Genomic DNA, 21,017 nt, shown 5'->3' with positions numbered 1-21,017 from the left:
TTTAAGAGATTCTCAGCACTTAACTCAGAACTTTGAACCGCAAGTAGCTTTTTATTTCTGCTGTTAAAGCGATGGGTAGTCCGGGAAATTTAGTTGCCACTTCTGTAAATTGGTGAGCCCGTCTACAGAAGTTAAGTTGTACTGGAGGGGCGTAACAGTAATGTAATTGTTCCGAATGGCTTGCACATCCGTAATTGCTTCGTTGCCCTCCTTGAGATCGACTTCATCCGTGACATCCTCCAGCAACTCACCTGCCAACCAGTAATAAGTTTTGCCTCTAGGGTCTAGGCGTTTCTGAAAAATGTCTGTGTAACGGCGAACTCCTTGGCGAGTGATGGCAACACCCATAATGTCTGGTTGCGTGACTGCGGGTACGTTCACGTTGAGCAGGACAAGCTTGGGCAAAGGGTGTTGAGTCAGTTGGGTTAATAAGGTTTGGGCGAAGCGTACAGCTGGTTGAAATTCTCTACAGCTAAAGCTGGTCAAGCTAAAGGCAATGCTAGGAATTCCTTCGAGCACCCCTTCCATAGCTGCTGAGACTGTGCCTGAGTAGAGCACATCAGTGCCAAGATTAGAGCCGTGATTAATGCCGGAGAGCACAAAATCTGGTGGATGGTCCAGGAGGGCTCCTAAGGCCAACTTAACACAATCTGAAGGGGTGCCCGAACAAGCCCAAGCTTTAATGCTGGGATGAAAGACTGATTCAACTTCTTCTGCTCGGATGGGGCTATGCAAAGTTAAGCCGTGGCCTGTAGCCGATCGCTCTCGATCGGGGCAAACGACTGTGACTTCATGACCTGCCTCAGCCATCCCATTCGCTAGGCTACGAATGCCGAGGGCATAAATGCCATCGTCGTTACTAACAAGGAGTCTCATGGAGTAATTCGACGCAATAGTATTGTCAATGGTCTACCAGACTTTGATTGTGCCTGACATCGCAGATTGTGTAACTGCAATGACAAGCCGAAGAGATGATTCTGACGATCGGTTGATGAAACACTACCTGGGAAAACCTTGTCCAAAACAGAACGCTAGCCTCTAAACTGGCATTATGTAGAGCAACGTTTCACGGGTAAGCGCTGCGCTCAAGATTATTGTTTTACGAACAACCCCTAGCATGACTCATCAGACTAGCGATCTGGAAGCCCAATTAGATGTGCTGCGCCAAGAAGCGCAACAGGCGATCGCCACTGCCGAAACTCTGGATCAATTAGATCAACTCCGTGTCAAGTACCTGGGGAAAAAAGGCCAACTCTCCCAAGCCCTCGGGGGTATGGGTAAGTTACCACCTGAGGAGCGTCCTCGGATTGGTGCTTTGACCAATGAAGTCAAAGAAGCTTTGCAAAACGATTTAGATACTAAGCGCACAGCACTACAAGCAGCTCAAATTCAAGCCCAGTTGGAAGCTGAAACCCTGGATGTGACGATGCCAGGGATGTATCGGACTCAAGGGCGAATGCACCCGCTGAATAGCACGATTGATCGCGCCTTAGATATTTTTACGGGTTTGGGCTACACCGTGGCTCAAGGCCCAGAGATGGACACAGACTACTACAACTTTGAAGCTCTGAACTTTCAGCCAGACCATCCCGCTCGGGATATGCAGGATACGCTGTATTTGACGGATGGAAATTTGTTGCGGACCCACACCTCAACGGTGCAAATTCGCTACATGGAAGAAAACGACCCTCCTATCCGCGTGGCAGTACCGGGACGGGTGTATCGTCGTGACACAGTGGATGCAACTCACTCTGCCGTCTTCCACCAAATTGAAATTCTGGCAGTGGATGAAGGACTAACTTTCTCGGATCTCCGAGGCACAATTAAAGTCTTTCTGGAAGCCATGTTTGGTGATGTGCCCATCCGTTTTCGTCCCAGTTTCTTCCCCTTTACCGAACCTTCGGCAGAAGTAGATGTGCAGTGGAAAGGTCGCTGGTTAGAAGTTCTGGGTTGTGGGATGGTTGACCCTAACGTGCTCAAAGCTGTCGGTTATGACCCGGAAGTTTACACGGGTTTTGCGGCTGGCTTTGGGGTGGAGCGTTTAGCGATGGTCCTGCACCAGATTGACGATATTCGACGGCTTTACAACAGCGATCTGCGATTTTTACGCCAGTTCTAGCCAGATAGATAATCGTTAAACTCAGCGCTTCAGACTTGAGCAGTAACTCGATCTTGCGAAATCATTGGAGGTGGACATTGCAGCCGATGGTTTCGCAAGAAGACTGTGGCTTCTGAGACTGCTAAAGGAGCACTGAGCAAGTACCCCTGAATGGTCTGGCATTGTAGCGATCGCAACCGTTCCAGTTGAGCTTGAGTTTCGACTCCCTCGGCAATTACATTAAGATTTAGCCCCTGCCCTAAAGCAATTACCGCACTGACAATGGCAGCATCCTGGGGACTCAGCGATAAATCTCGAATGAAAGACTGATCAATTTTGAGTGTATGGAGGGGAAATTTCTTCAGATAGCCTAATGAAGAATAACCCGCGCCAAAATCATCCATCGCCAGTGAAACTCCCATTTTGTTTAAGTCATGCAAAACTTCACAGGTAGAGTCGGCATTTTGCATGACGGTCGTTTCAGTAATCTCAAGTTCTAAGAATTCTGGCCCAAGCTCAGTTTCGGCGAGAGTGCGAGCGACGATTCCGACCAGTTCAGGTTGCTGAAATTGCCGCGCTGATAGGTTGACAGAAACCCGCGATCGCATGAAGCCTGCCTGATGCCATTGCTTTGCTTGCTGACAAGCGGTTCGCAGCACCCACTCTCCAATGGCAACGATTAAACCATTTTCTTCGGCCAATGGAATAAATGCTTTCGGGTCTAGTAACCCCAGTTCCGGATGCTGCCACCGCACCAAAGCTTCCATGCAAGTAATTTGCTGGTTGGTTAGGTTGATTTGCGGTTGGTAGTAGACTACAAACTCTCCCCGTTCTAGGGCATGGTGGAGATTGCTTTCTAGCTCCAACCGAGCCGATGCCTGAGCGTTAAGAGCCGCAGTATAGAACTGGTAGTTGTTTCGTCCTTGGGCTTTGGCTTGATAAAGGGCAGCATCAGCGTTTCTTAGGAGCGTAGGAACGTCTTCGCCATCTTGCGGATACAGGGCGATGCCAATGCTGCTAGTGATGTATAGCTCATGTCCCTCCAGGGTAAAAGCAGGTCTAAGCGCTTCTAGCACTCGTCGGGCAATTCTGCTGGCGTCTTCAGGACAGCTCAAATCTGGCAGTAGCAGCGTAAACTCATCGCCGCCCCAACGAGCCACAATATCTTCCTCGCGTAGACAACTGGCAATGCGCTGCGCCGACAACTGCAAAAGCTGATCTCCTACCGCATGCCCTAGAGTGTCGTTGATTGCCTTGAAGCGATCTAAATCCAGAAACATCACGGCTACGTTTTTGTCACTGCACCGCGCTTGCGTGAGTGATGGCAATAACCAGTTGTTGAAGCAAATGCGATTGGGTAGCCCAGTCAGTAAGTCGTGAAAGGCTTGATAACGAATTGTGGCTGCTGCTTGCTCTCGCTTCAAAGCTCCGCCAATACTGGCAGCCATTGCAATCAAAATTGATTCTTCACTCTTCGACCAGCAGCGTTCTGTCGTACAGTCGTCAAAGCCGATGTAACCCCAAAAGTGCTGATCAATCAGAATCGGTACCATTAAAATCGCCAGAATTTGATCCCGCTCTAGGAGGTTCTGCTCCACCAGGGGAAAATCACGAGTAATCCCGCTAATCGATTGGCCTGTCGATAAAGCTTCGTACCAGCGACCAAGACCAGATTCTCGGTAAGGTTGATTTTGCCAATAGGATTGGTGAATTGTTGGAGCGATCGCCTCGTGAGTCCATTCAAATCGCATACTCATCGCCACCTCAGCGGTAATGGGATGCGGATGATTTTCATAGATATAAACGCGATCAACTCCTGCTGCCGTGCCTAGAGTTGCTAGTGCTGCTGCGATCGCGGCGTCGCAGTTAGGATTGGTCAATAGGTGCTGAGTCGCTTCTGCCACGCCTTGCAGTAGACTTTCTCGCTTGTGTAGTTCTGCCTCTGCTTGTTTACGAGCACTGATATTTTCAACCGTCCCTTCGTAGCCAATGAGTTGGCCTTGGTCATCCCGAATGGTTCGAGCATTTTCGGAAATCCAAATAATTGTGCCGTCCTTGCGGTAGATCTGAGACTCAAATCCCCACACAGCTTCTTGAGTTTGAATCCGCTGCATGAATTCAGCTCGACTGCTGGGATCGACATAAAGTTGATGTTGGATATCCGTCAAGGTGACCATCAACTCTTCTGAGGAATCGTAGCCATAAATCTTTGCCAGCATCGGGTTGGCAGTTAAATATTGCCCATTCGTTGTGGTCTGAAAAATACCTTCAACTGCGTTTTCAAAAATACTGCGATACTTTGCTTCGGCTTGCCGTAGGGCTTCCTCAGCTTGCTTGCGCTCAGTAATATCTTTGACTGCTCCTAAAATTCGTACGACTCGTTGTTGCTCAGCATCCCATTCTGGTCGAGCATAATCACGTAGCCAACAAATCGCGCCCGCTTTATTCACAATGCGATATTCCAGAATACTAGGCTGATTAGCTGAGATCTGCTGGGCAAAAGGGTAGGTCAAGGCTAAATCTTCTGGGTGAATCAAGCTGACCCAACCGCCCAAAGCATTTATCTCATCCAGCGTGTAGTCAGTGATGCGATAAAAGGCTTCAGTGGCCCATTCAGTCACCAATTCGCCGTCCGGTTCAATCCGGACTGAGTAAACATAGTCAGAGGCCATGCCCGAAATAGCCCGATGTCGTGCTTCACTCTCCCGCAGACATTGCTCGGCTTGTTTGCGCTCTGTAATGTCTTCCATCAGACCCAATAGTCCAATAACCTGACCCTCTGCGTTATGAATGGGCAATTTATTCACATGCATCCAGACTTGGCGGCCATCTTGATGCTGCTTAGATTCAACAATGTCTAGCTCTGGGACTCCAGTTGCGATAATGCGTCGGTCTTGCTCCAAATAATACTCAATCTCTGGTGGCGTCCAAGGTAGCTGATCGTCAGTCTTGCCAATTGCCGCGGCGGGTTGGGTCAGACCTGCCAACTCTGCCCAACTCTTATTGCAGCCTAGATAAACAGATTGAGTATCCTTCCAAAAAATGTACTGAGGAATGTTGTCTAAAACGAGCCGCAAAAACTCTTGTTGCTCTTTCAAGGCTCTTTCGGCTCGCTTAAGTTGCAAGATTGCACCTAACTGAGCAGTTACAGCAGTCACCAATTCCACTAGGCGCTGGTCTTCGGAGCAAGCTTCAAACATAAAGAAGATCAAGACCGCAACCACTTCCCCTCTCGCCAAAATAGGCATTGCCAGCCCTGCTTTGAGCTTTGCCTCCAGAGCAATTTCAGTCCTCAAAAAGCTCGTTGAGGCTTCCTGAGACACATCTTGAATCCATTCTGGTTTCTGCTTAGCCCAAACCCGCCCAGGCAACCCTACTCCTGGCTGGAAATGTATCGCTTGACTCAGTGCTCTAAATTTATCTAGTGAAGTAGATTCGCTATACCAAGCCGAACTACATTCCAATCTGGTTTGTGTGGGATCGGGGAGCCAAGCTTCTCCATACCTCCACCCCGTGGCTTCGCATACCTGTTGAAGTGCCACCTGCAAAGCCGTCGCCAAATCTGGAGATTCACTAATGGCTAACGAAAGGGTTTGTAGAAGTTTAGCTTCTGCCTCAACCTGGTGGAGTTGGAAATTTGACTTGGTCAGGCTCTGACTTGCATCCACAGAATTTTGTTGCTCAACCATGTCTTTAGAAGTGCTGTTCACTGCCAGAGTTGGAATGCCCGAACCAAGAAAATTAGATAAGTGTAATTTTTTTTACCTACCCTACTCCTATTCAAACGGGAAAATTTAGACTTGTCAGCAACAAACTACACAAAACATCGGCTGCAAACCGTTTCAATTGCAGCTTTCAGTTGAATAAGAAGTAATATCGTTATATTTTTTTAGAGATTTCTAATAAAGCCTGAAGTCTGTTAGGTCAGGCTTTGATGACATGAGGCATTTGGCAAGGTGAACCGCGATCGCCCCTGCCCTAACTTGTCTCAATCTCAGCAAAAAGGCACCCACCTACTGAAAGGAAGATGCCTCTTGATTGTAAACACTAACTCAAAAAGCCCTTTTGGAGGGGGGCTGGGGGACGCAGCCGTCCCTCAGCGGGGGTTTGGGGGCAGGTGCCCCCAAGGGTTCGGTTCTCAGGAGTTAATCCAACTAACCCCTCAAAACCCCTCAAAGCCAATAACTTGATCGAGCCTACTTCCTTACCGAGGCCCTAAGCCAATCGCCCCCGCATAAATCGCTTGCTTACCCAGCTCATCCTCAATCCGGAGTAGACGGTTGTACTTTGCCACCCGCTCACTGCGGCAAAGCGATCCCGTCTTAATTTGACCCGCCCGCACAGCCACAGCCAAATCCGCGATCGTCGTATCTTCCGTTTCACCAGAACGATGGCTGATCACCGAGCGGTAACTGTTCCGGGTGGCCAGATCGATCGCTTCCAACGTCTCAGTTAAAGAGCCGATTTGATTTAGCTTAATCAAGATCGAATTGCCTGCTTTCTGGTCGATCCCCTGCTGTAAACGAGTGGGATTGGTAACGAATAAGTCATCTCCGACGAGCTGCACGCGATCGCCCAACTTCTGAGTTAGCAACTGCCAATGCTGCCAATCATCTTCATGCAAGCCGTCTTCAATCGAGACGATTGGGTACTGACCTGCCAACTTAGCCAGATAATCAACCATCTCAGCTGGAGTATGGGCAGCGCCATCATAGACGTACTGGCCGTCTTTGTAGAGTTCGCTCGCAGCTACATCCAGCGCCAATGCTACTTGCTCTCCAGGCTTGTAACCCGCTTTCTCGATCGCGGCTATCAATAAATCTAAAGCCGCCTGATTGGACGCTAGGTTAGGAGCAAAACCACCTTCATCCCCTACCCCAGTTAACAATCCCTGAGCCTTTAAGACGTTACTGAGCGAGGAGAACACTTCTGCTCCCCAGCGCAAAGCTTCACGAAATGAAGAAGCCCCAATCGGGACAATCATGAATTCCTGAATGTCCACATTGTTGTCTGCGTGCGCCCCCCCATTAATCACGTTCATCAGAGGCACAGGCAGCAAGTTCGCGAGTGGCCCGCCCAAGTAACGGTAGAGCGGTAGACCTAGAGCTTCGGCACCCGCTTTAGCTGTAGCGAGAGAGACCCCTAAGATGGCATTTGCGCCCAGATTGGCTTTATTTTGCGAGCCATCTAGGTCAATCATGGCGCGATCGATCGCTTCTTGATTTAGGGCATTGCAACCGATCAAGCGAGGGGCAATTTCTTCCACCACGTTTTGCACTGCTTTCTGTACGCCCTTGCCGCCGTAACGGCTTGAGTCCCCATCGCGTAATTCATGCGCCTCGAAGCTCCCTGTTGAAGCACCACTGGGAACCTGTGCAACTCCAACAGCACCATTCTCCAGATACACTTCCGCTTCAATGGTTGGGCGTCCGCGTGAATCTAGAATTTCGCGAGCCCGAATGGAGTAAATGGCGGTCTCTGGCGTATCAATCATTCCCTCTGTACCCTCTGAATAAGCAGAATTGCAACTGGCCTCAACCGGGCGGTATGTTCACGATTCACCCGCTGGCGCTCAGCCTAAAATGGCAAACAGCCCGATTGTTAGAATACGTCCAAACGGACACCCAAGAGTGATCTTAGAGAGGTCTGGATTTTAGACTGGTAGTTTTACTTACGGATCTGCTAAAGATTCCGCTGAGTGCTTGAATAAAAAATGTGAAGCAGGGAAAAGAATTATGCGACTACTCCACACGATGCTCCGGGTTGGCCACTTGGAAGAATCACTCAGATTCTATTGCGACATCTTAGGCATGAAGTTGCTGCGTCGTAAAGACTATCCTGGTGGCCAATTTACGCTAGCCTTCGTGGGCTACGGTGACGAAATTGACCATACAGTGATTGAGCTGACTCACAACTGGGGAGTAGAGCAATACAATCTCGGTGATGCTTATGGCCATATTGCCATTGGTGTGGATGATATTTATGCCACCTGCAACACCATCAAGGAGCGTGGCGGTAAGGTGGTGCGCGAGCCAGGCCCGATGAAACATGGCTCCACCGTGATTGCTTTTGTCGAAGATCCTAGTGGTTACAAAGTTGAATTAATTCAACTAGCGGCGCAGAACGCAGCGTCGGCACATCAAACCACGGAACCTGCGACTACAGCTCACTAGATACCTGGCGGGATGCGGTCTTCCCTTGCCTAAATAACGAGTCAACAACCTGTAAAGGTCAGCTAAAGGTCAACGTCAAGTTCCGGTTTTTAGTTGCTGTTCTAGAACTTCCTGAATAGCAACCCTTTGAAGGAGTGGCAGAGTGAGGAGAATCAATTGGGTCGCTGGAGGTCTTGGCAGCCTTAGTCTTCTAGCACAATTTTCGCTGAAGGCTGAGGCTGAATTACCTCATAGCTCAAATTCATCTTTAGATTTAGCCGTTGATACACTTTCGCCACCTCTGCGGCTCCCATCTAGAGTTGACATTTTTAACTCTGCTGCTCTAGCGAAAGCTGAAATTGAAAATGGCTCAACGCTACTAGAATTTGCGCATGATCCAGCGATCGCCCCCGCTAAATTCACTCAGTCAATTGCTCAGTTGCCCTCAAGTTTCTCTAATCCAACCGCACCTGTGGCCGATAGGTTAGCGACAGATGACTCTGCGATGGCTCAAGTCAATTCTGTGTCAGAGCTGTCAGATGTGCAGCCGACTGACTGGGCCTATCAAGCCCTGAAATCTTTGGTTGAGCGCTATGGCGTAGTCACAGGTTATTCAGATGGCACCTTCCGAGGACAGCAAGCGCTCACTCGCTACGAGTTTGCCGCCGTTCTCAATGCTGTTTTTGTCAAGGTTAATGACTTAATTACTACCAATCAAACTAGCGACCTAGACCCGGAGGATATTGAGACCTTACGGCAGCTTCAGAGTACCTTCAGTCCAGCTTTGAATGATTTGCGCGATCGCTTAGCTGATTTAGATGGGCGCACGAGCGAGTTGGAAGCCAATCAGTTCTCGACCACGACCAAACTGCAAGGCCAAGCCATTTTTGCGCCCACAATAGGAACTCAAGCCTCACTGGAGTTGGTTTCGCGGGTGCGGCTAGATTTATTAACCACTCTGCAACCCGATGCCCTGCTGTTAACCCAACTAGAAATGGGCAACGGTAGAACTGATGCGATCGGTGAAGTGCACAATCGCGATCAAAATTTGCTGGGAACCACAGGTCTATTAGCTGATGCTGGGGGAGTAGAGTACGCCGAAGTGACTGAGACGCCTCGGATACGTAAGCTTTACTACACGTTTCGGCCTCAACCGAATTTGGCTGTCAGTATTGGCCCCAAAATCGTGCCTAGCGATTTTATTGATCGCAATCCCTTCGCCAACAACTCAGGCATTGATTTTAGCTCTGGCTTTTTCGTCAATAATCCTTTGATTGTGCAAAACCAGATTGACCGCTTTGGGGGTGCTGGTATTGCCTTAGATTGGCAACTCTCTGATTCATGGGCACTGCGATCGCTCTATGCCGCAGCGGATGGCGACAACCCACAACAAGGCGGTTTATTTGGCGATCGCAATCAAGGTAGCGTGGAGTTGGAGTATTCGATTAATTCTACTAGCAGTGTCCAGTTGCAATATACAAGTGCTACCCTCAACGACACTCAGATTGAAGCGGCTGGGATCAACGCCCACTGGGCTCTTGATCGAACAGTCGCGGTGTTTGGCCGTTATGGCTTCGGGTCGTACCAGGGGTTTAATTCGGTTTTAGCCCAAAACTTAGATCTTCATCCTCAAACCTGGGCCTTGGGAGTCGTATTTCGCAATCTTGTGATTCCAGGTTCATTGGCTGGGGCTGCTGTGGGTCAGCCTTTCATCACTAGCAACTTGGGAGATGCTACGCAAACCAATTTTGAATTGTTCTACAATCTCTCCATCAATGAGCATTTTAGTGTCACACCCACTTTCATGCTCGTGACTAATCCTAATAACAACGCTACGAATCCTGACATTTGGCAGAGTACGCTCCGGACTGTCTTCACCTTTTAGCAGGTGAGATGGCATAGGGCAGGTTGTTATACTAAACGTCTGGGGACAAGCCTTTTCACAGGAATTCTTTTTAGAACATGCAGCCCACCGACTCTAGCAAATTCACTGACAAAGCCTGGGAAGCGATCGTTAAATCTCAGGAAGTGGCCCGTCGCTTCAAACACCAACAGCTAGAGGTGGAGCATTTAGTCGTTGCTCTCTTGCAGCAGGATGGACTGGCGAGCAAAGTGTTTGATCGCGCGGGTGTGGATTCAGCCCGACTCCTTCTGCAATTAGAAGAATTTGCCCAACGCCAACCCCGCGTTACAGATGATGGGCAACTTTATCTAGGTCGGGGGCTAGATTTGCTAACTGACCGGGCCGAAGCCACACGAGAATCCTGGCAAGATGGTTTCATCTCAGTTGAGCACCTACTCATTGGCTTTGCCGAAGACGAACGCATTGGTCGGCGCTTGCTCAAAGCAGTCAATCTGGATGCCAAGCAACTAGAAACCGTAATCAAGACGGTTCGAGGCAGCCAAAAAGTCACAGATCAAAGCCCTGAGTCTCGCTACGCTGCCCTAGAGAAATATGGTCAAGACCTGACAGAACAAGCGAAATCGGGCAAGTTAGATCCTGTAATTGGTCGCGATGACGAGATTCGTCGAGTGGTTCAAGTACTATCACGCCGCACCAAGAACAACCCTGTCCTGATTGGGGAACCCGGCGTTGGTAAAACGGCGATCGCAGAAGGGCTAGCTCAGCGCATTGTCAACGGCGATGTGCCAGAATCCCTGAAAAACCGCAAGCTAATTTCGCTCGACATGGGCAGCTTGATTGCAGGAGCCAAGTATCGCGGCGAATTTGAAGACCGTCTGCGGGCCGTGTTGCGCGAAGTCATGGACTCCGACGGACAGATTGTCCTCTTCATTGATGAGCTCCACACCGTAGTCGGCACTGGAGCCAGCCAAGGCACCATGGATGCGGGCAACTTGCTCAAGCCAATGCTAGCGCGGGGAGAATTGCGCTGTATTGGGGCCACCACGCTCGATGAGTACCGTAAATACATCGAGAAAGATGCAGCTCTGGAACGGCGTTTCCAGCAGGTTGTAGTCAATCAGCCTAGCGTAGAAGACACCATTTCTATCCTGCGTGGCCTTAAAGATCGCTACGAAACTCACCATGGTGGGGTCAAAATCACTGATGCTGCTTTGGTCGCAGCGGCAACTTTGTCCGATCGCTACATTGCCGATCGCTTCTTACCCGATAAAGCAATCGACTTGATCGATGAAGCTGCGGCCAAGCTCCGGATGGAAATCACTTCCAAGCCCGTCGAGTTAGAAGCAATTGATCGGCGTTTGATGCAGCTAGAGATGGAGAAACTGTCTTTAGAAAATGAAGGCCAACGCGCGATCGCAGGCGGCTATCGAACGTCACGGGAACGCCTAACCCGAATTGAGCAAGAAATTACAGAACTGAGTGAAAAACAGCAACAGCTTTCTGGTCAATGGCAAACCGAGAAAGAAGCCCTAGAAGGCATCAAAGCTCTGAAGATGGAGGAAGACCAACTCAGAGTCCAAATTGAGCAGGCAGAGCGAGCTTATGACCTCAATAAGGCGGCTCAACTGAAGTATGGTCGTTTAGAATCGGTGCAACGCGATCGCGAAGCTAAAGAAGCGCAACTCCTAGAGATTCAATCTCGTGGCTCTGGCCTCTTGCGAGAGCAAGTCACCGATGCTGATATTGCTGAGATTGTCGCCAAGTGGACTGGCATCCCTGTTAACCGTCTCCTAGAATCAGAGCGGCAAAAACTGCTCCAGCTAGAGTCCTACTTGCACCAACGAGTTGTAGGCCAGGATGAAGCGGTGGAGTCAGTGTCCTCAGCAATTCGTCGAGCTAGGGCAGGGATGAAAGATCCTGGTCGTCCGATTGGTTCTTTCCTCTTCATGGGACCCACTGGGGTTGGTAAAACTGAACTGGCTCGCGCCTTAGCTCAATCTTTGTTTGACACCGATGATGCCTTAGTGCGCCTAGACATGTCAGAGTACATGGAGAAGCACTCAGTCTCTCGATTGGTTGGTGCGCCTCCAGGTTACGTTGGCTACGAAGAAGGGGGACAATTATCCGAAGCAGTTCGACGGCATCCATACTCTTTAGTGCTGCTTGATGAAGTTGAAAAAGCGCATCCAGATGTGTTTAATATCTTGCTACAAGTACTCGATGATGGTCGCATTACCGATTCCCAAGGCAGATTAGTGGACTTCCGCAACACCGTGATTGTCATGACCAGCAACATCGGCAGCGATCACATTTTAGATGTTTCTGGAGATGACTCTAAGTACGAACAGATGCGGGTTCTAGTCTTGCAAGCACTGCGATCGCACTTCCGCCCCGAATTCCTCAACCGCGTGGATGACATCATTCTGTTCCATCCGCTCAATCTTGGTGAACTGCGCCAAATCGTCGGTATTCAGATCAAACGGATTCAAAAACTTCTATCTGATCAAAAAATCACGCTAGAACTTACAGAAGCAGCACAAAATTATATTGCAGATACAGGCTACGATCCCGTTTATGGTGCTCGTCCCCTCAAGCGTGCTATTCAGCGAGAACTTGAAAATCCGATCGCTAACAAAATTCTTGAAAGCGCTTTTGTTGAAGGAGATACAATCACCATTGATTATCAGAGGGGCAACTTAACTTTTGAATCCAAGAATGAAACGAAAGTATCAGAACTGGAGCCAATCTTCTCCAAAAAAGATTGAAGCTATTAGTACCCCTAATTCCAGCTCAAGAAGTCTGTTTCTACTGCAAAAGATTGATAGGTTTTGAGCTTTTGTGGAAGTTAGAGCGCACCTTACGTTAGAGGCAAAAGATGTTTATACCTTCGGTATACCTTTTTACTACTATTAATTAAACTTTGGGAAAGCTGGGTGGGTAGCAGCACACCGACCAAAACTTTAAAGAGAACAATAACTACGACTCTTGATTGAGTCATGATAGAGCTATCCGTAGTGACCGATCGCCAGAAATAGCGAGCAGCCTGCAAACTTTTTTGTTGGGTAGGTTGGCCCTCCAAACACTTAAAGGTTAAGTACTTGTAGATTTCGCTCAAACTACGCTTCTTGAGCGATCGTAGTTCCTTTGGCACTTGACCGAAGGCTCGTTCAATTACTGTTAGGCACGCTGCCTCCAGTTTATCTATATTAGTAGAGAGAGAGTTTGCAGAAACCCGATATAAAATCTGTGGAACTGGTACCACTACAAAAGAATATTTAGCTGCGAGTCGTATCCACATATCCCAGTCTTCAGCAGCGGAAAGAGACTCATCAAAATTTCCTATTACCTTTAAAGCTTCTCGACGAATGAGTGGGTTAGATCCGTGTTCCAAAAAGTTAATAACTAGTATTTTTCTGTGAACATCACCATCCCAGGTCAAACGCCTGCCGATATGCAGAAACTGGCTAGATTCATCCACAAAATCGCTCCAGCTGTAAGCTAAACCTGCCTCTGGATTGTCTTGCAACGCTTTTAGTTGAGCTTCTATCTTATCTGCTGTCCATAAATCATCGGCATCCAAGAAAGCAATAAATTGTCCTTGAGAGTGCGAGATTCCGCGATTTCGAGTCGCAGAAAGACCTGCATTTGGATATGAAAATACCTTGATCCGAGGATCTTGAATCTCAGAAACAACTTCTAGGGTTTTATCCTGAGAACCATCATTAATTACAATCAACTCAAAATCGGAAAAGGTTTGAGCCAAGACAGAGTTAATGGTCTCTTGAATTGTCTTTTCACCGTTATAGACTGGAATGATAATAGAAACCAGTGGCATGCCAATGAGTTGATCCATAATCGATTGCGGCTTAGGACTTCTGAACTTGAATTTTACTTAACAAGGAACTAGTATTAAAAATCTTTTTGTATTTAGTTATTAGAAACCGAGAGCCTTTAGAGGGTAATATTATTATCAACATCACTTTCAATAGGACTTTCACGCCAATCTTAAAAAAAAATAAATTGGGGCTGTACCATATAGCTTTTCCAAGGTATTGAATAGCCAAAAAACTTATAGTTCGCTTTGGATAACCCTCCAAAGATCTGTAAGTAAGATATTTGTATAAGTTAGAGGTGCTACATCTTTTTAGATTTTGCAAAGAAGCAGGAGCTTTACTAAAAGCTTGTTCTATCACCTGCACACAAGCGGCCTCCTGCTGCAAAACATTAGTTGACATTGAATGAGTCGAAAGTCGATATAGAACATGTGGATGTGGTACCGCTACAAAATCGTACTTCTGAGACAACCTCAGCCACATTTCCCAGTCTTCAGCAGCACGAAGAGATTCATTGAAACCACCAACTTCCGCGAGAGCATGCCTGCAAACTAAAGCGTTAGAGCCACTCTCTAAGAAATTTGCGAGGAGAAGATTAGGATATATGTTACCAGTCATTGCAATGCGACTGCCTATTCGTATGAAATCACCAAACTCATCAATGAAGTTAGTCCAACTATAAGCCACTGCTGCATGAGGATGGTCTTCCAGTGCCTTTAATTGCTTACTTAACTTATCTGGGGTCCATAAGTCATCAGCATCCAAAAAAGCAATATACCTACCACAAGAATGAGAAAAACCACGGTTTCTACTAGCTGACAGACCAGCCTTTTGATAAGAAAAAATTCGTATTCGGGGATCTATGACAGTAGAGATAACCGCCAAAGTTGAGTCTTGAGAGCCATCATCGATGACAATAAGTTCAAAGTCTATAAAATCCTGTATTAAAACAGTCTCAATTGTTTCTTTAATAGTTTTTTCTCCGTTATAAACCGGGATGATCACAGAAACAGTAGGCATTTTAGTTTACCTCCCTTATCTATTTAGAGATTTACTACAAACCCTCTAAATCTATACGCACATAGCCTAGCAGAGGTCTAGGATTAGATAGCCCTCTAACTTTTGAAAGTATAAATTTGGCGTATTTAGAGGGTAAAACAGTAATAATTAAAATATTGAGTACTATCTTTAGCACAATTCTTTTCCGCATTAAGGTAGGATCATAGTTAATAGCATTCCAAAGAAGCCAAGCAATTTCCAATCCTCTCTTTCTACTAAGAGGTTCGTTCATAATTCTGAAAAGAGCACATTTATAAAAATTAGCAATACTGTGTTGCTTGAGAGATAAGGATAGCGGTTCGGGAGCTTGATTAAAGGCCCTCTCTCTCACAGCTAAGCTAGTTTCTTCCATTCTGCGAATATTAGTACACATAGAATTGGAAGAGAATCTGTATAAAACATGCGCTGCTGTTACGGCTACAAACTGATAACGAGCTGCTAACCGTAAATAGAGATCGAAATCTTGACTAGCAGTCAACGACTCATCAAAGCCGCCAACTGCAACATAGGCTTCACGCCGAATTAGTGTGTTGGAGCCGCTAACTATGAAGCAGCATAATAAAAGTTTGGCATATACGTTACCGTTGGCGACTGTATAGTCTCCTTGGCCTAACCATTGACCTGACTGATCAATTACATCTGTCCAACTATAAGCGACTTGTGCGTTTGGGTTTTCTTGCAAAGCTTTCCATTGAGCTTCTAGTTTTTCAGGAGTCCAAAGATCATCCGCATCTAAAAAAGCTACAAACTCACCAGTGGCGTGGGCAAAGCCACGATTACGGCTAACGGCAGCGCCTGCATTAGGGTAGGAAAGAACTTTAATCCGAGGATCAGCGATACTCTCAATTACCTGTAACGTTCTGTCTGTAGAGCCGTCATTGACGATGATTAGCTCAAAATCCTGCAAGGACTGTCCCAAAACAGATTCAATGGTTTCTTGAACTGTTGTTTCAGCGTTGTACGCTGGGATGATTACAGAAACTAGAGGCATAGTAGTTTAGAGAGTACTGACTCTAAAAAATTGCTTTATGAGTTCGGTTTTTATGAGTTTGGTTCGGTAATCCGCACAAATTGAAGCTAGAAATCCTAAATCTAAACTAAAGGCGATCGCCCACAATTATATTTGAAACAGAACTAACTCAACCGTTCATTGCGCAAGACTCATGGCAACCATTCTGGAACAGGGCAACATCAGTATTCATACTGAGAACATCTTCCCAATTATCAAGAAGTGGCTCTACTCGGATCACGAAATCTTCCTACGAGAGCTGATCTCGAACGCGGTTGACGCGATTCAGAAGCTGAAGATGGTTTCTTATGCCGGAGAGTTCTCTGGTGAGGCAGGAGAGCCAGAAATCCAAATCACGCTTGATAAAGACAAGAAAACGCTCTCTGTCTCTGATAACGGAATTGGCATGACTGCGGAGGAGGTCAAGAAGTACCTCAACCAAGTAGCATTCTCTAGCGCTGAAGAATTCGTTGAAAAGTACAAGAACTCCACGGACCAACAAATTATTGGTCACTTTGGGCTTGGATTTTATTCCTCGTTTATGGTAGCAGCACGGGTTGAGGTTGATACTCTCTCCTACCGGGAAGGTGCCCAAGCTGTTCATTGGTCCTGCGACGGCTCAACCGAGTTTAGTCTAGAAGAATCCGATCGGGCTCAACGGGGAACTACGGTAACTTTAACCCTACAAGAGGAGGAGTTAGAGTATCTGGAGCCTTACCGAATTAAGCAGTTAGTAAAAACTTACTGCGACTTTATGCCAGTGCCCATCAAGCTGGATGGAGAGCAAATTAATCGGCAAAAAGCTCCTTGGAAAGAGTCTCCTAATAACTTGACCAAAGAAGATTATTTAGAGTTTTATCGTTATCTCTATCCTTTCCAAGAAGAGCCTCTATTGTGGGTGCATCTCAATACTGATTACCCCTTTGTTGTCAATGGCATTCTTTACTTTCCTAAGTTGAAGCCAGATGTAGACGTTACTAAGGGCCAAATCAAGCTATTTTGCAACCAAGTTTTTGTTAGCGACAATTGCGAAGAAGTTATTCCTCGATTCCTATTGCCTCTGCGGGGTGTGATTGACAGCGTTGATATTCCGCTGAATGTTTCTCGTAGCTTTTTACAAAACGATCGCACGGTCCGGAGAATTGCGGACTATATCGCTAAGAAAGTGGGCGATCGCCTGAAAGAACTTTACCGAGACAACCGGGAAGAGTATGTCCGTTGCTGGCAGGACTTAGGAACTTTCGTCAAGTTTGGCTCCATCAACGACGACAAGTTCAAGAAGCAAGTTGAAGATATTTTGATCTATCGCTCGACTGCTGAGTTGAAACCAACTACTACCGAAACGCCTGCAGTTGAAGTGCAGTCTGAGGAAGGAGACGCCTGGCAAACAGTAAGTCCTGCTTCAGAAGCTAGCTCTGGACCCTCTTACACCACCATCAAGGAGTATCTAGAGCGCAATCAATCGCGCCACGAGAATCGAGTCTTTTACTGCACGGATGAAGTAACTCAAGCTACTTATGTAGAGTTGCATAAGAAGCAGGGGTTAGAAGTCCTCTTTATGGACTCTTTCATCGATACCCATTTCATTAGTTTCTTGGAGCGAGAGTATTCTGAGGTTAAGTTCTCGCGTGTAGACTCTGACCTCGATGACACTCTGATTGAAAAGGATCAAGCGGCTGATATTGTTGATCCGAAAACGAATCAGACTCGCGGTGAGCAACTGAAGGAATTATTCCAGAAGGCCCTCAACCGACCTAAGCTAATTATCCGCACCGAAAGTCTGAAGTCGGACGATCCTAAAGGTACTCCCCCAGCGATCGTACTTTTGCCAGAAGCTTTGCGTCGTTTGCAAGAGATGAATGCTTTGATGCAACAGCAACTAGCTCAGTTTCCGGAAGAGCATGTCCTGCTGGTGAACACGGCTCATCCCTTGATTCAAAATCTGATTAATCTGAGCCAAGGCAGCATTATTCAAGCTGAAGGGCAATCTGCTTCTAACGAACTAGCAGATATGATTTGTCAGCATGTCTACGACTTAGCCTTGATGTCTCAAAAAGGATTTGATGCTGAAGGTATGAAGGCGTTTGTAGAACGCTCTAACCAAGTTCTAACCCGCTTGACCGAGCAAGCTACTCACTAAACCAAAATCAAATTTGAGGTAAGTGAGATAGAGGTGCGATCGCACCTCTATTTTTGTTGATTTAGTCTTTCCGCTACGCTGAAGGGAATGCTCTACCTGATCAGCTAAGCCTATTGTCAGCTATGCCTAAGTTCCCTCCACACCTCAACTACAATTTCTTCCAACAAGGTCAATGGTTGTTGGGAACTGGGCTGCTGGCTCTTGCAGTCTTTATTGTCTTACCTGAAAGCTATGGCTTGATGGTGTCTTGGCCCTGGGTTACTCTGTGGCAATTAGGCTTCTTAGCGATCGCTGCTTGGCTTTTATGGCGGTTAAGGCAGTTTCAATTTCCCTTTCGGTTATTAGGGCATCATCTCGACTGGGCGGTAGGTTTAAGTGCAGCATCTGTAACGCTTTCATCGCTATTTGCTTTCAAATCCCAGCCCTCATTTTGGTACTTAGCAATCGTGGGGGGATATGGTTTTACTCTTTATGCTCTGACTAACTGGCTAACCGGGATGCCGAAAGCATCAACAGCAGCGGAAGTGACAGAGACTCAGTTCTCTAGCTGTCGGCGTTGGTGGCTTTTAAATGGGCTTGGCATTGGTGGCTTGTTAACTAGTGGCATTAGTGTGCTGCTCTGGGGACTATACAAAGATACGTTTACGGAACCGGTTAACCCATACCCATTAGGACATCACAATTTCGTTGCTGGTTATCTTGTCCTTACATTGCCTGTGTTGTTTGTTTTGGGTTGGAGGCAAGAAAATTGGTTGCGGTGGCTGTGGTTTGGTGGGACTGGGTTGGCGATCGCTGCCCTATACACTACGGGATCACGGGGAGGAGCGCTTGGCTTTCTCACGTTGTTAGGCTTGGGAACAATCATTCTATTTATTGAAACTTGGAATGTCCAACTCTCACGCCAGCAAAAATCTAAGATATTAGCTGCTATTGGGGTTAGCTCTAGTGTCTTGCTGACTTGTGCAGCCCTGCTACTGGCTAATCCTAGAGTGCAACGGCTGATAAGCGCAGTACTTTCAGGCCATACCGAAGGCAATGCTCAGTTTCGCCTGTTTTCAATTGAAGCTGGGATTCGCTTGTGGCAACAGCATCCTTGGCTGGGTATTGGCTTAGGTAATACTATCAAGCTCTATGATGTGTACCGACCAATTGAAGCGGGTATTACTGCTTTTCGGGTGCAGCAATTACACTGCACGCCCATTCAATTTTTAGCAGAGTTAGGGTTGCTGGGCTTAGGAACTTATTTCCTGTGGATTGTCCTGTTACTGTCTTTGAGCTGGAAACTGATTAAGCATTTTAAGCAACAATCTTTCAGCCTGGACAAGAAAACTAGCGATCGCTTAGCCGTTTATGGTTGTAGTGCAGGATTGCTAGGCTACACCATCAGTAGCCTGACAGACTTTCAACTGGAAAATATTGCCATTAGCTTAACCGTTGTAGCCTTGATTGCGGTTTTGGCTAGTTTAGGGGATCAATTCTCTACTCCGCCTGTTCTCATCAAAACGTCTTTAAGAAGGTTATTGAGTCTCGCCGGATTCACCCTAGCTCTAGCAGCATTAAGAATTTGGATTCCCAATGACGCAGCCATGATGTTGGCCTATGCAGGCAACTCTAATTTGCAGGCTGGCAACTTGTCCGATTTTTATCGTCAGTGGTCAACTGCTGCCAAAATTGTGCCTTGGGAGCCATACTATCAATTTCAACTAGGGGCTCAACTTGCTGACATTATTGCAGTGCGCGATTCCGTCTCTACAATTAACCAAAGATCCACGGCAGAGCCTACCCCTTCAAGGACTCCTCAACTCAATCTTCAATATCAGCAGCAAATTGCCCAATTAGCCCAAAGCCATTTACAGCAAGCGGTAGCCTTGGCTTCAGCTGATGAACTATTCAACCGCTACTTAGGATCCTGGTTGATCGATCGCAGTCCCAAGCAAGCGGTAGACAATCTGCGTCGTGCCGCCCAGCTTACCCCTCGGAAACTGTATACCTACGCTTTGATGGGGACTGCCTACTTTAACCAGCGAGATTACTCGAAAGCGACTAAAGCTTTTGCTTTGGAAGGATTTGTTAACCCTGAATTTTTAACCACTGAAGTTTGGCTAGATCCCGACTTCAAAGCTTTACAGCCACAAGTAATTCAACAGGCCCTAGCCCTGTATAGACAATGTCTAAGTCGTATCGCACCTAACGACCCTAGCTCTGATTCGATTGCTCAAAACATGAGCCTATTAGAGTGGTGGACTACACCTAAGGCAACTTCTACTCAAGCAACTACCTGGGAAATGCAACACTTTAGTCCCATAGCTCAAGTGATTGTGCTGATTGACCAAGGCCAGAATTCACAGGCACTGGATCTTCTAAACCAACTTAGCTTGACTGGCGCAGCTCAGGAATCGATCGCTTTATTGCAGGCATGGCTTGAACCACAAAAATACCTTGGTAGGTTGCAGGAGCACATTCAGACTAATACCCTTAAGGATGCTACAGAAGCATTACAGACCAGCATGCAGCAACATCGGCAAATTCGTCCTTGGCTAATCTCGATGCATAGCTACACCAAGGCGATCAGTGAGCGAGTTGGTTTCTTCTCCTACCGCAATACTAATGGCCCAGACTTTATAGAAATGCCGCGATCGCTGCCTATTAATGTGTTAGTCCATAACTTAAAATTATTCAACTCAGTGGGTGTTATGCCCGTTTTTGACCAAACCCTAGTGGCAGCCCAAAAAGATTTACTGAGCTTAGACAGGCCATCACTGACTCAGTTCAGCAAAACGTGAGGGCAAATCAAAACTAATTCACTTATGGAGATTGTGAACAGTTATATACAATAGAAGACTGTGTCCAAATTTATAGACT

At 47.0% G+C, this 21,017-nt stretch carries 12 protein-coding genes; 6 read left to right on the top strand and 6 right to left on the bottom strand.

The window, feature by feature from the left end; translation table 11 throughout:
• Positions 1 to 63 precede the first annotated feature (63 nt).
• On the bottom strand, positions 64 to 876 hold the full coding sequence (gene surE / locus NDA01_RS17820; protein ID WP_348228996.1) for a 5'/3'-nucleotidase SurE: 813 nt from the start codon (positions 874 to 876) through the stop codon (positions 64 to 66).
• Between the two features lie 241 nt (positions 877 to 1,117).
• Here surE and pheS point away from each other — a divergent pair, with 241 nt between their 5' ends.
• Complete coding sequence (gene pheS / locus NDA01_RS17815; protein WP_348228995.1) at positions 1,118 to 2,119, top strand: phenylalanine--tRNA ligase subunit alpha; 1,002 nt, start codon at positions 1,118 to 1,120, stop codon at positions 2,117 to 2,119.
• Positions 2,120 to 2,148: 29 nt separating this feature from the next.
• Here the strand turns inward: pheS and NDA01_RS17810 are convergent, their stop codons facing one another.
• Both NDA01_RS17810 and eno read right to left on the bottom strand, forming a co-directional pair.
• Positions 2,149 to 5,787 carry an EAL domain-containing protein gene (locus NDA01_RS17810; RefSeq protein WP_348228994.1) on the bottom strand — a complete coding sequence of 1,213 codons (3,639 nt, stop codon included), beginning with the start codon at positions 5,785 to 5,787 and terminating at the stop codon, positions 2,149 to 2,151.
• A 515-nt stretch (positions 5,788 to 6,302) separates the two neighbouring features.
• Complete coding sequence (gene eno, locus NDA01_RS17805; protein WP_348228993.1) at positions 6,303 to 7,592, bottom strand: phosphopyruvate hydratase; 1,290 nt, start codon at positions 7,590 to 7,592, stop codon at positions 6,303 to 6,305.
• 241 nt (positions 7,593 to 7,833) lie between these two features.
• Between eno and gloA the strand changes: the two genes are divergently transcribed.
• The 3 genes from gloA (at position 7,834) to clpB (ending at position 12,879) form a co-directional block, all read left to right on the top strand.
• On the top strand, positions 7,834 to 8,271 hold the full coding sequence (gloA, locus tag NDA01_RS17800) for a lactoylglutathione lyase (protein WP_348228992.1): 438 nt from the start codon (positions 7,834 to 7,836) through the stop codon (positions 8,269 to 8,271).
• A gap of 142 nt (positions 8,272 to 8,413) precedes the next feature.
• On the top strand, positions 8,414 to 10,135 hold the full coding sequence (locus NDA01_RS17795; protein WP_348228991.1) for an iron uptake porin: 1,722 nt from the start codon (positions 8,414 to 8,416) through the stop codon (positions 10,133 to 10,135).
• A gap of 77 nt (positions 10,136 to 10,212) precedes the next feature.
• Positions 10,213 to 12,879, top strand: coding sequence for an ATP-dependent chaperone ClpB (clpB, locus tag NDA01_RS17790; RefSeq protein WP_348228990.1), 2,667 nt, complete (start codon positions 10,213 to 10,215; stop codon positions 12,877 to 12,879).
• 92 nt (positions 12,880 to 12,971) lie between these two features.
• Here the strand turns inward: clpB and NDA01_RS17785 are convergent, their stop codons facing one another.
• The 3 genes from NDA01_RS17785 to NDA01_RS17775 are packed head-to-tail and all read right to left on the bottom strand — an operon-like array spanning position 12,972 to position 15,997.
• On the bottom strand, positions 12,972 to 13,967 hold the full coding sequence (locus tag NDA01_RS17785) for a glycosyltransferase (protein WP_348228989.1): 996 nt from the start codon (positions 13,965 to 13,967) through the stop codon (positions 12,972 to 12,974).
• Between the two features lie 13 nt (positions 13,968 to 13,980).
• Entirely contained in the window at positions 13,981 to 14,967 is a 987-nt protein-coding gene (locus tag NDA01_RS17780; RefSeq protein WP_348228988.1) for a glycosyltransferase, read from the bottom strand.
• Positions 14,968 to 15,001: 34 nt separating this feature from the next.
• The gene (locus NDA01_RS17775) at positions 15,002 to 15,997 is read right to left on the bottom strand and encodes a glycosyltransferase (protein WP_348228987.1); all 996 of its coding nucleotides are present in this window, start codon (positions 15,995 to 15,997) and stop codon (positions 15,002 to 15,004) included.
• Positions 15,998 to 16,169: 172 nt separating this feature from the next.
• On the opposite strand from NDA01_RS17775, the gene htpG reads away from it, so the two are divergent.
• Positions 16,170 to 18,155, top strand: coding sequence for a molecular chaperone HtpG (gene htpG, locus NDA01_RS17770; protein ID WP_431193435.1), 1,986 nt, complete (start codon positions 16,170 to 16,172; stop codon positions 18,153 to 18,155).
• 122 nt (positions 18,156 to 18,277) lie between these two features.
• The gene (locus tag NDA01_RS17765; protein WP_348228986.1) at positions 18,278 to 20,938 is read left to right on the top strand and encodes an O-antigen ligase family protein; all 2,661 of its coding nucleotides are present in this window, start codon (positions 18,278 to 18,280) and stop codon (positions 20,936 to 20,938) included.
• The last annotated feature ends 79 nt before the right edge of the window (positions 20,939 to 21,017 follow it).

The sequence above is a fragment of the Trichocoleus desertorum AS-A10 genome (assembly GCF_039962155.1).
GTDB lineage: Bacteria > Cyanobacteriota > Cyanobacteriia > FACHB-46 > FACHB-46 > Trichocoleus.
This window is presented reverse-complemented; position numbering and strand designations above follow the sequence as displayed.